Consider the following 11,099-nt stretch of genomic DNA (forward strand, 5'->3'; position numbering starts at 1 on the left):
GCCTTCTTCGCGGCCCCGACCTCGCAAGTGCTCGGTCACGGTCGTTCCTTGGCGAAGAAGGCGGCTGCTTTTTTCAGGAACTCGTTCTCCTGACGCAGCTCACGAACCTCTGCCTTGAGTTTTGCTATCTCGGCTGACTCGGATGCCTTCTTGCGGTCCTGGTCGGTGGCGTGCTCTTTCCTGTACCTGGCGACCCAGTTACCCACCGTTTGGGCTACAAGACCGTATGAGGCGGCCACCGAGGCGATCGTGCGGTCCTTCTCGATCACCTCACGCACCACCTGCTCCTTGAACTCCTCCGAGTATCTGGCTGCTGGCATGGTCTCCATCCTATCGACTCAGGGGAAGAAAAACTCCCCCAGTCCGAGAAACACCACGCACCCCAGCCCGACTTCCAACCCCAACATCTTTGAGTACCGATGACATCACCGATAGCCAACACCCCAGCTGTGCCTACTGCCGGGGACAAATTGTCCGCCGTAGTACTCAGTGAGGCTTATTCACAGGGCTAGCGGACACTGGCATCTGCGCAGGTAACAGTATTTTTGATGGATGCCGTGAATAAGCCTCAGTAGCACTCAAAGGGGATCAGTGCTTGCCGGCACCACAGCATGACACCACCCCAGTTCTGTACTACAATAATGGTGTGGCCATCTACTACACAGACAGCGCCAGCAAGCACAACGTCCCACACGAAGACATCGAGTACGCCCTCTTCCACCCCATCAACAAGCAACGAGTCGACGGGCGCCCCCGCGACGTCACCTTCATGTTCGTCGGACGACCCCACGAGCTGTCCCGTACGTTCCTCGAGGTCGGCGCCGCCATGCGCCCCGACGGACGCCTCGAGGTCTTCCACGCCATGGAGCTCACCGACAAATGGAGGTGGCTCCTGTACGCACCCGGACACACCCCCTGGGAGGAGCAACAAGCATGACCCACACAACCACCCGCACCACCGAGACCACAACCAACGAAGAGCTCGACACCCTCGCCACCACCGGCGACCTGCGCCCCATCGGAGCCCCCGACGGCGGAGGAGACCTCCCCGACGAAGCCGCCCTGCGCGCAGTCTTCACCGGCGGCCGCCCCAATCTCGGGCACACCCGCGCCACCGGACGCGGAGCCTCCACCCGCCGACAGGTCCGCCTGCCCGAGCACACCAACACCGCCCTCGACACCTACGCCAAGACCCACGGACTGACCCCAAGCGCAGTCATCCGCGACGCCCTCAACGCCTACCTCACCAACCACCAGAGCACCCCCACCACCTAACGACAGTCGCACGCCCAAGCCCATCGAGGTCAACGGCCCCTGCCGACGTCCTCACAGAGCCCCTCGCCGAGCACCACCCCCACCTTCGCAGAGACCAGTCGCCTACAGGAGGGCACGACGTCGGTGACGCGTGCTGGGACGACACTCGCACCAGCCGGAGACAGACGTCACGGTCAAGTCGTTTGCTCCACCTCAGTTCTGGCGGGGGTTCTTTGCGTTGGTGGTCAGGGTCTGGACCTCGGCGACGGGGAGGTTGACGGTGCTGGTGGTGGTGATGGCCGGCAGGGTGCCGCTGTTGCCGTCGGTGGCGGTGTAGGAGGCCGAGTAGGCGACCTTGATGGTCAGTGGTGTGGCACCACCCAGGTGGGCTGAGCTGCGGTTGAAGGAGATCGTGCACGGACTCGACCCCTCCGGCATCCCGGAGTGCCAGGCGATGCCGAACCCGGTACAAGACGCCTTCCCATCCGGAGCCGACAGCTGCAGACCAGACGACCCGGCGGTGATGGCGGCGGTGGTGCTACCAGCAGTGGCCCTGGCGGTCACGCTGGTCGGGGTGTTACCGGTGGCCCAGCCGGCGTGACTGTGACCGTCCGCCTTCGTCCGTTGCAAGCGCCGGCCGGAGACTTCGGTCGCGCCTCTGTCGACCTCGAAGAGAGAAGGACTGCTCCGTCCAGTGAGGCCGTGACTTTGCTGTGATCTGGCGGGTAGGGGCGGCGTCGTCGTGGACCGTACGTCACCAGCGGCGGTCCACGACGCGCAGTCGACTTCTGTGCCACCCGTCTTCGGTAACGTGCTGCCATGACGTCATCCGAGGTGACTCGCCCCCGTCCGACGGAGCCGCCCGTCTACCGGGACGGCCCGTCCAAGATGTCGGAGGTAGACGCCCGTTCCTGGAGCGTCGACGACGTCCTCGACGCCGTCTTCTTCGCCATCGCCGCCGTCGCCACGCTGTGGCTGGCCTGGCTGCTCATCGGATCGGGCTGGCACCTCGATGCGGTGCTCGTGGTCAACTCCCTGCTGTTCTGGGCGGTCCTGGCCTACCTCGCCCTGCCGCGCCTCCACCAGGTCCTCACCTGGCTCTACGTCCCCGACTACTTCATCGGCCGCACCCGCACCCCCGACGGGCTCCTGGGCGACCCGGTCAACCTCGCCGTCAAGGGCGACGAGGAGGACATTCACGAGGCGATGATCTCGGCCGGCTGGGTGCGCGCCGACCCCATCACCCTGCGCACCTCCTGGAGGATCGTCGTCTCCTCGCTGCTCCACCGCTCCTACCCGGCCGCCCCCGTCTCCAGCCTCATGCTCTTCGGACGCAAGCAGAGCTTCGCCTACCAGAAGGAGGTCGAGGGCAACCCCGCCCAGCGCCACCACATCCGCTTCTGGTACTGCCCGCCCGGCTGGTCGCTGCCCGGCGGCGGGCGCGTGGACTGGCTGGCCGCCGCCACCTACGACCGCGCCGTCGGCCTGAGCGTCCTCACCCTCCAGGTCACCCACAAGATCGACGCCGACATCGACATTGAGCGCAACTACGTCGTCGACGACGTCCGCTGGGCCAATGAGGCCGCCGAGCTCAAGATCTGGCCGGACTTCTTCACCTCCTACCACGACAAGAACGGGGGAGGGGACCGGGTGGTCACCGACGGCGCCCTCCACGTCCTCGACCTCAACGAGGTGGTCCCCGGATCCGACGCCGGGCTCTCCCTGCAGCGGGCCCGCCTGGCCGACCTCCAGGCCCGACGGCGACGCCCCAGCCAGCTCGTCATCGCCCTGGTGCTCATCGGGCTCATGGTGGCGGTCGAGATCCTGCGCGTCGCCCGCATCGACATCACCCAGGTGCTGGAGGCCGCCCCGATCCCCGAGGCGGACCTGGGGGCGGTCACCGCCGTCGTCGCCCTCATCGCCACGGTGTCCGCCGGCCTGACGCTCACCACCGCCGCCCTGGGGGTGGCGGCCTGGCGCGGGCACCCGCGCGGCCGCATCGCCCTCATGGCGACCCTTGTCCTGGGCATCGTCACTGATATGGGTCAGGCCTCCAGCCTCGGGGTCCGGCAGGCCACTCTCGGCCTGGTCGTCACCAGTGCGCTCCAGGTCCTGGCTCTCCTGGCGCTCTCGGCCCGGCAGGTCCACGAGTGGGAGCTGGCCCGCAAGGAGGAGCGCCTTGCCGGCCGCGCGAGCGCACGAGGCGACGGGGCGGCAGTTAGGCTGGGTTCATGAGCGAGTACCTGGCAGGGCCGCACGACAATGGCGCCGGCGGCGCAGGGCCGGCGAGTCGGTCCGGCCGGCACACCAGCCATGTCAGTCACGTCGATGAGTCCCGGCCCGTTGACGGCGACCGCGAGCACGTGCGCTTCGGCATCCCCTTCAACGGGGTCCTGCCCATCTGGCACGACGACGCCACCATCACCTGGCACCGGCCCGCCGACGACACCGACCTGTCCACCGTCCTGGGCATGGGGCTGGTGGAGTCCGAGCCCGGCCCCGCCCAGGCCCCGGCCGGGTGGCAGGAGCGCGTCGAGACCGGCGTCCTCACCGACGCCGGCCGCCTCCTGCTGCTCAAGGCGGCCACGCCGTCGGGCCGCCGCGCCATCAACGACCCCGGTGAGGGAGCCCCCATCCCCCTGGAGGCGCCGCTGAGCTACGCGGAGGCCATGGAGGGGGTCTTCGACATCGTCGGCTTCGGCATCCACATCGGCCGCGTCATGCTGCGCGCCGCCCGCGACGGCGGCATCATCCTGTTCACCCTGCGCGCGCCGCGCGACCCCGAGCCGCACCACATCCTGTCCGTGCCCGCGCAGGTCGACGACCACGGCGTCATGAGCTTCCACCTGGGGACTTTGCAGGAGATGGAGGGCGGCGCCTGGGACTCCGCCACCCACCGGGACGGTATGGCCCTGCTCGACCTCACCATCCCCTACTCCGACCTCGTGGCCGAGGCCGGTCCCAACGGCGAGGAGGGCCTCGACGCCGACAGCGTCCTGGAGATGGCGCAGCCGGTCGTCCAGTGCATCCTCAAACCCGGCTACCCCTTCGCGCTGGGCGCCTCCATCCTCCTGCCGCAGGCCGGCTGAGCCGAGGGCGGGCCCGCAGGCCGGGCTGGAGCTGGTGCTGCGGTTCGCGCCGAGGACGTACTTTCCGATCGAGGACTGCGTTGTCCTCCAGGCTACTGGGCTCTCCCCGCAGTCATCTGGGGGAGAGCGCAGTCCTGGTACCGAAAGTACGTCCTCGATAGGGCGGTGGCTCCCGCAGCGAGGGTGGCAGGGCCGGAGTCGACGTCGCGTCGCGCTCAGGCGGCCGGTGGGGCGGTCGAGCCGCGCACGAGGAACTCGGTGGGGATGATGACGCTGCGGCCGCCGTCCCGGATCCCGGAGCCCGCCTGCTCCAGCACCAGGCTCACCATCTCGCGGCCGTGCCGCCTGAAGTCCTGACGCACGGTGGTCAGCGGCGGGAAGGTGTACTCGCCCACGGCCAGGCCGTCGAAGCCGACCACCGAGACGTCGGCGGGAACCTGCCTGCCCTGCTCGTGCATGGCCCGGATGAGTCCCAGGGCCAGCTCGTCATTGGCGCAGAAGACGGCCGTCACCTCCGGGTCCGCGGCCAGGCGCAGGCCGGCCTCATAGCCCGCTGCGGCCTCCCAGTCGCCGGCCACCGCCTCGGGGACGTCCCTGCCGGCCTCCCGCAGGGTCCTGGCCCAGGTGGCCTTGCGGATGAGGGCGGACTGGGAGTCCTCGGGCCCGCACACGTGGTGGACGGTGCGGTGCCCCAGCTCCAGAAGGTGCGTGACGGCGTCGCGCACCCCGCCGACCTGGTCGGCGCTGGCCGAGGGGTAGTAGTCCACGAGCGTGGAGTCCGAGACCGCCACCGGCATCGAGGGCGGCAGGGCCAGCTGTTCGCGCCCCGCCCGCCCGGCCTGCACGACGACGAGCCCGTCGATGGCCTGGTGGGAGAGCCGGTAGACGGCCTCGCGCAGCTCCTCGGAGGCGGGGTGCTCCACCTGGACGAGGTTGACGGCGTAGTCGACGGCGGTGGCGGCCTCCAGCACGCCCGCGGTGGTCAAGGCCTCCCCGGTGCGCTGGATCTGCTGGGTCAGCACGCCGATCGTCTTGAAGGAGCCGCGACGCAGGGCCTGGGCGGCGCGGTTGGGGGAGTAGCCGAGCTGGTTCATCGCGCGCAGGACCCGTTCGCGGGTGTCGGGGCGGACGTGCTCCGAGCCCGCCGCCACGCGGGAGACCGTCTGAGCGGAGACTCCCGCCAGGCGGGCCACGTCGCTCATCGACGGCGCTCCCTGCGCGCCCCGGCTCTGCCCTGGCATGGTGCGAGGTTATCAGGAGTGTCATGGGCGTCCACGTCCCGGAGGAATGGTGACGTTGCCATGGGTATCTGTCTCGGGGAGTGCTGAACCGAGATTCTGTCTGTAGATATACCTAGCGGGGCGGGCACTCATCTAGTATGTTAACGTCACCACGCAGGCGTTGCACCGCTGCGCGTCCTCTGTTCCCGTCAACCCTCTGGGGAGCCGAACAATGATCGTTCCGAGACACTTCGAGGACCTCGATGTCCTCCATGAACACACGCTGCCGCCCCGTTCCTACTACGTTCCCGCGTCCCATCCCATCGCCACCAGCCCCTGGAGGCGGGAGGACTCCGACCGCTTCCACTTGCTCAGCGGCCAGTGGGCCTTCCGCTACCTGCCCAGCATCCACGAGCTGACCGAGCCCTTCTGGGAGCAGGGCGTCCCCACCGCCACCGCCGACGACGAGCCCGGCCAGGCGAGCCCCGCCCGCCTCCCGGAGGGCTTCACCATGATTCAGGTGCCCAGCTCCTGGCAGCACCTGGGCTACGACCACCACCAGTACACCAACGTCCGCTACCCCATCCCCTTCGACCCGCCCTACGTCCCCCAGGACAACCCCTGCGGCGCCTACATCCGCGACTTCGACTACACCCCGGACCCCGCCGCCCCCAGCACCTACCTGACCTTCGAGGGCGTGGACTCCTGCTTCTACGTGTGGCTCAACGGCACCTACGTCGGCTACAGCCAGGTCTCCCACGCCTCCGCGGAGTTCGACGTCACCGAGCTCCTGCGCCTCGGCGCCAACCGCCTGGCCGTCCTGGTGCTCAAGTGGTGCGACGGCACCTACCTGGAGGACCAGGATAAGTTCCGCACCAGCGGCATCTTCCGCGACGTCTACCTCCTGAGCCGTCCGGCCGCCGTCCTGTTCGACTACGTCACCACCACCTCGCTCGGCCCGGTGTCCGGCACTGGCCTCGACGCCGCCCCGGCCACCGCCCTGGTCAGGATCCAGGGCGCCTACCGGGGCGGGGCCGTACCCACCTCCGTTGAGCTCATCGACCACGACGGCGCAGTGGTGGTCGCCGGAGAGCTGGAGCCCTTCGCCGGCGACGACGGCTACACCCACCGCGCCCGGCTCACCGTGGAGGCCCCTCACCTGTGGAGCGCCGAGGACCCCTACCTCTACACCCTGGTCATCACCACGCCGGGTGAGGTCATCACCGACCGGGTGGGCATCCGTGAGGTCGCGGTGAGCGACGCCGTCGTGCACCTCAACGGCCGGCCCATCACCCTGCGCGGCGTCAACCGGCACGACTCCGACCCGACCACCGGGCCCGTCGTCGACCTGGAGCACATGCTGTGGGACCTGCGCCTGATGAAGGAGCACAACATCAACGCGGTGCGCAGCTCCCACTACCCCAACGACCCGCGCTTCTACCAGCTGTGCGACGAGCACGGCTTCTACGTCATGTCCGAGGCCGACAACGAGAGCCACGGCACCCAGAGCCGCTTCCTGGCCGACCCCTCCTGGGACAACCAGGTCGAGCACTGGAACGAGCCCATCGCCGACAACCCCGAGTGGACCCAGGCCACCGTCGACCGCATGAGGCTGTGCGTCCACCGCGAGAAGAACCGCCCCAGCATCATCTCCTGGTCCGCCGGCAACGAGTGCTCCTACGGCTGCACCCTCGAGGCGGCGCTGCTGTGGACCAAGGAGTTCGACCCCACGCGGCTGACTCACTACGAGAGCTCCTACTACCGGGACTCCAAGCGCCGCTACGACTACTCCTGCATCGACCTGTACAGCCGCATGTACCCGGCCATCGAGGAGATCCGCGACTACCTGGACTCCGACCCCGACAAGCCCTTCATCCTCGTGGAGTACTGCCACGCCATGGGCAACAGTCCCGGTGACCTCGAGGACTACTGGGAGATCATCCGGGTCGATGAGCGCATGTGCGGCGGCTTCGTGTGGGAGTGGTGCGACCACGCTGTCACCGCCGGGACCGCCGACGACGGCCGGCCGATCCAGCTTTACGGCGGTGACCACGATGAGGCCGTCCACGACGGCAACTTCTGTGTCGACGGGCTCGTCTCGCCCGACCGCGTCCCCCACCCCGGGCTCGCCGAGCTCAAGAACGTCCAGCGCCCCGCCCGCGTCGTCGAGTACGACCAGGAGGAGGGCCTGCTCACCATCCACAACGACCTCGACCACACCGACCTGTCCCAGTACCTGCGCATCTCCTACGAGGTGCGCTGCGACGGCGTCGTCGTGGACCGTGAGGACCTCGACCTGGTGGAGCCCGTCCCGCCGCACACGAGTGTCATGCTGCGCTGCGAGCCGAAGGTCCCGCCCACCGGGCGCTGCCACCTGCTGGTCACCTACCGGCTCGCCCGCCCCGACTCGCTGCGGGCCGCCGGCCACGTCCTGGGCTTCGACGAGATCGCCCTGCGCAATGCCGACAGGCGCCACCGGTGGGTCGCGGCGCTCGCCGACCGCCCCATCGGCGAGACCCTCCTGCCGGTCAGGCGGGAGGGCACCCGGATCGAGGTCGACAGCGACCGTCTCAACTGCGCCATCGACACGCGCACCGGCCTGCCCGTGTCCCTGTCCTCGGAGGGCCGCGAGCTCCTGGAGCGCCCGGTGGAGCTCAACATCTGGCGGGCGCCCACCGACAACGACCGCCACGCGCGCCTGGAGTGGGAGCGCGCCCACTACCACCAGGCCTCGGCCCGCGCCTACGGCGTCGACGTCGACGAGAAGCCCGGGCGGGTCACCGTCAGTGCCGACGTCGGCCTCGTGGCGCCCTCGGTCCAGCCGGCCCTGCGTGGACGGCTCGTCTGGACCCTCACCGACGACGGCGTCCTGAGCCTGAGCCTGCGACTGCGCCGGACACTGGGCTTCCCCAGCCTGCCGCGCCTGGGACTGCGCCTCTTCCTGCCCGAGTCCATGAGCCAGGTCGACTACTACGGCCTGGGCCCGCAGGAGAGCTACGTCGATAAGCACCGCGCCAGCTACCACGGGTCCTTCAGCGCCGACGTCGTCGACCTCCACGAGGACTACATCAGGCCCCAGGAGAACGGCAGCCACGCCGACTGCAACAAAGTCCTCCTCTCCGGAGGCGGTCTGAGCCTGGCGGCCGTCGGACCGACCCCCTTCTCCTTCAACGCCTCCCGCTACACGCAGGAGGAGCTGGCCGCGCGGCGCCGCAACACCGAGCTGACGCCGTCGGGCAGCACCGTCCTGTGCCTGGACGCCGCCATGGCCGGCATCGGATCCAACAGCTGCGGGCCCGCCCTGCGGCCCCGCTACCAGGTCGACAGCCAGGAGCTGGGGATGGAGCTCCATCTCCTGCTCAACCCCCTCATCACCCACACCAGCACTCACAACGAGGTGAAGCCATGAGCAGCGACTCCGCCGCCAAGAAGGTCGGCGCCCCCACCGCAGGAAGCGGGCTGGAGGCGGCCAGCGAGAGGAAGTACCTGAAGTGGTACAACAAGGTGGGCTACGGGTCGGGCGACGTCGCAGGCAACGTCGTCTACGTCCTTCTGTCCGCCTTCGTCATGATCTACCTGACGGACACCGCCGGGCTGAATGCGGGCGTCGTCGGCACGCTCATGATGGTCTCCCGGCTCTTCGACGGATTCTCCGACATCATCTTCGGGGCGCTGCTGGACCGCACCAACACGCGGTTGGGCAAGGCCCGTCCGTGGATGCTGTGGGGGTTCGTGGGCTGTGCTGTCCTGATCATCGCGATCTTCGCGATCCCCACGACCCTGGGGGACACCGCCAAGTACACCTGGTTCTTCATCGCCTACACGCTGCTCAACGCCGTCTTCTTCACGGCCAACAACATCGCCTACTCCTCGCTGACCGCCCTCATCACCCGCAACGGGGCTGAGCGCGTGCAGATGGGCTCCATCCGCTTCATGTTCGCCTTCGGGACGAACCTGCTCATCCAGAGCGCCACCGTGGGCGGGGTGGCCCTGTTCGGCGGCGGCGCCGTCGGCTGGCGGACCATGGCGATCCTCTACGCGCTGCTCGGCCTGGCGGTCAACACGCTCTCAGTGTTCTCGGTCAAGGAGCTGCCGCCCGAGGAGCTCGTGGGTGAGGAGGAGCCCCAGGAGGACAAGCTCTCGGTGGCGGAGTCGGCCAAGATGCTGGTGTCCAACAAGTACTACCTCATCATCCTCATCGTCTTCCTGCTCACCCAGATCTTCACGGCGATGCTCAACATGGGTATCTACTTCATGAAGTACGTCCTGGGGGACGAGGACCTGCTGAAGACGTTCGCCTGGTCCATCAACATCCCGCTCATGATCGGGCTCCTCATCACGCCGCTGGTGGTGAGTCGCTTCAGGAGCATGTACCGGATCAACATCGTCGGCTATGTCATCGCGACCCTGGGGCGGCTCGGGGTGCTCGTGGCCGCCTACATGAACAGCCTCCCGCTCATGCTGATCCTCTCCGGGGTCGCGGCCCTGGGCATGAGCTCGCTGCAGGGCACGCTCAACGCCCTCATCGCCGAGGCCTCGGAGAACACCTGGCTGCGCACCGGTAAGCGCATCGACGGCCTCATGTTCTCCTGCACGTCGCTCGGCGTGAAGGTCGGTGGCGGGCTCGGCACGGCCCTCTCCGGGTGGCTGCTGGCCGCCTCCGGGTACGACGGGGACCTCAAGGTCCAGCCGGAGTCCGCCATCCAGATGATCTACATCATGTACGTGTGGCTGCCGCTCGCGGCCAACGCGCTCATCCTCGTCCTGCTCATGCGGCTCGACGTCGAGAAGGTCAACACCCGGCTCAAGGAGGAGGCCGATGCGCGGGTCGGGGTGGAGGTTGGTGCCGGGGCGACCGGCGGGGGCTCCGTGGCCACGGGGCGGACCGGTGACATCGTCGGTGGTGGCGACGCCGTCGGGAGCCCGGCTGGCGCGGCGGGCACCTCGGAGAGCGAGGACTCGACGAGCTGAGGCTGCGCGAGGGGCGTAGCTCACGGGTGGGGGCGAGACTGAGGCGACACGGACCGTGCGCCTTCGCCCCCACCCGCCTTCCCGGGGCGGTGCGCAGGCGGAGTTCTTCTCCGCTGGCGCGCCGCCCGCGTGTTGTCGTCGCCTGCGTCGCCACCGAGGACGTACTTTTCGATCGGGGACTGCGTTGTCCTCCAGACTACTGGGATCTCCTCGTCGCCATCTGGGGGAGAACGCAGTCCTGGTGGCGAAAGTAAGTCCTCGATGGGGCGGTGGCTTGCGCAGTGGGGGTGGGTGGCTGGGCCACGATGGACTCTCACGCCACCTGACCCGCCCCACCGTCCCCTCCAATGCCATCCAGGAGCGCATGATCGCCGAGACCGAGGAGCGCCGCGGCGTCGTCGGCCCGGCACCTGCCCTGCCCGACGACGCCGGAGCCCCCACCGCCCTGCGCACATGTCACCTCACTGCTGGGATTTAGTCACCAGACTTCTTGATAGATTTCCAGAGGGGGCCGTCGGGCCGAGCTCGATGCTGGGAATCAGTCACCAGACCCCTTGATAGACTT

General features: G+C 68.5%; 9 protein-coding genes and 1 pseudogene. 7 read left to right on the forward strand and 3 right to left on the reverse strand.

Going from position 1 to position 11,099, the window contains the following annotated elements:
• Positions 1–35: 35 nt before the first annotated feature.
• Positions 36–320 (reverse strand): transposase, encoded by a 285-nt coding sequence (locus BKH32_RS07650; protein ID WP_075249402.1) that lies wholly within the window; start codon positions 318–320, stop codon positions 36–38.
• A 326-nt stretch (positions 321–646) separates the two neighbouring features.
• Here BKH32_RS07650 and BKH32_RS07655 point away from each other — a divergent pair, with 326 nt between their 5' ends.
• Both BKH32_RS07655 and BKH32_RS13925 read left to right on the forward strand, forming a co-directional pair.
• The gene (locus BKH32_RS07655) at positions 647–937 is read left to right on the forward strand and encodes a hypothetical protein (protein ID WP_081376741.1); all 291 of its coding nucleotides are present in this window, start codon (positions 647–649) and stop codon (positions 935–937) included.
• The gene (locus BKH32_RS13925; protein ID WP_075249389.1) at positions 934–1,275 is read left to right on the forward strand and encodes a CopG family transcriptional regulator; all 342 of its coding nucleotides are present in this window, start codon (positions 934–936) and stop codon (positions 1,273–1,275) included. Before BKH32_RS07655 ends, BKH32_RS13925 begins: the two co-directional genes overlap by 4 nt.
• 192 nt (positions 1,276–1,467) lie before the next feature.
• Here BKH32_RS13925 and BKH32_RS07665 read toward each other — a convergent pair.
• Positions 1,468–1,845 (reverse strand): annotated as a pseudogene (locus BKH32_RS07665) (hypothetical protein); the annotation flags it as partial.
• Between the two features lie 228 nt (positions 1,846–2,073).
• Here BKH32_RS07665 and BKH32_RS07670 point away from each other — a divergent pair.
• Together BKH32_RS07670 and BKH32_RS07675 are read left to right on the forward strand one after the other, a co-directional pair.
• Positions 2,074–3,489, forward strand: a complete 1,416-nt coding sequence (locus BKH32_RS07670; protein ID WP_256691332.1) for an LssY C-terminal domain-containing protein — start codon at positions 2,074–2,076, stop codon at positions 3,487–3,489.
• On the forward strand, positions 3,486–4,343 hold the full coding sequence (locus BKH32_RS07675) for a hypothetical protein (protein WP_075249390.1): 858 nt from the start codon (positions 3,486–3,488) through the stop codon (positions 4,341–4,343). Before BKH32_RS07670 ends, BKH32_RS07675 begins: the two co-directional genes overlap by 4 nt.
• A gap of 215 nt (positions 4,344–4,558) precedes the next feature.
• On the opposite strand, the gene BKH32_RS07680 is transcribed toward BKH32_RS07675, so the two are convergent.
• Entirely contained in the window at positions 4,559–5,545 is a 987-nt protein-coding gene (locus tag BKH32_RS07680) for a LacI family DNA-binding transcriptional regulator (RefSeq protein ID WP_075249391.1), read from the reverse strand.
• Between the two features lie 250 nt (positions 5,546–5,795).
• On the opposite strand from BKH32_RS07680, the gene BKH32_RS07685 reads away from it, so the two are divergent.
• The 3 genes from BKH32_RS07685 to BKH32_RS13590 all read left to right on the forward strand — a co-directional run bounded on the left by BKH32_RS07685 (position 5,796) and on the right by BKH32_RS13590 (position 11,012).
• A complete protein-coding gene (locus BKH32_RS07685) occupies positions 5,796–8,972 on the forward strand; it encodes a glycoside hydrolase family 2 TIM barrel-domain containing protein (RefSeq protein ID WP_075249392.1) in 3,177 nt (1,058 codons plus the stop codon).
• Positions 8,969–10,534 carry an MFS transporter gene (locus BKH32_RS07690; protein ID WP_075249393.1) on the forward strand — a complete coding sequence of 522 codons (1,566 nt, stop codon included), beginning with the start codon at positions 8,969–8,971 and terminating at the stop codon, positions 10,532–10,534. Before BKH32_RS07685 ends, BKH32_RS07690 begins: the two co-directional genes overlap by 4 nt.
• 274 nt (positions 10,535–10,808) lie before the next feature.
• The gene (locus tag BKH32_RS13590) at positions 10,809–11,012 is read left to right on the forward strand and encodes a hypothetical protein (protein ID WP_143222766.1); all 204 of its coding nucleotides are present in this window, start codon (positions 10,809–10,811) and stop codon (positions 11,010–11,012) included.
• Positions 11,013–11,099: the final 87 nt, after the last annotated feature.

The organism is Actinomyces oris (assembly GCF_001929375.1).
Taxonomy (GTDB): domain Bacteria; phylum Actinomycetota; class Actinomycetes; order Actinomycetales; family Actinomycetaceae; genus Actinomyces; species Actinomyces oris_B.

Bases quoted from the DNA above. Each gene is read 5' to 3' on its own strand.
- BKH32_RS07650 (WP_075249402.1), bottom strand. From the start codon at position 320: ATGCCAGCAGCCAGATACTCGGAGGAGTTCAAGGAGCAGGTGGTGCGT.
- BKH32_RS13925 (WP_075249389.1), top strand. From the start codon at position 934: ATGACCCACACAACCACCCGCACCACCGAGACCACAACCAACGAAGAG.
- BKH32_RS07670 (WP_256691332.1), top strand. From the start codon at position 2,074: ATGACGTCATCCGAGGTGACTCGCCCCCGTCCGACGGAGCCGCCCGTC.
- BKH32_RS07675 (WP_075249390.1), top strand. From the start codon at position 3,486: ATGAGCGAGTACCTGGCAGGGCCGCACGACAATGGCGCCGGCGGCGCA.
- BKH32_RS07680 (WP_075249391.1), bottom strand. From the start codon at position 5,545: ATGAGCGACGTGGCCCGCCTGGCGGGAGTCTCCGCTCAGACGGTCTCC.
- BKH32_RS07685 (WP_075249392.1), top strand. From the start codon at position 5,796: ATGATCGTTCCGAGACACTTCGAGGACCTCGATGTCCTCCATGAACAC.
- BKH32_RS07690 (WP_075249393.1), top strand. From the start codon at position 8,969: ATGAGCAGCGACTCCGCCGCCAAGAAGGTCGGCGCCCCCACCGCAGGA.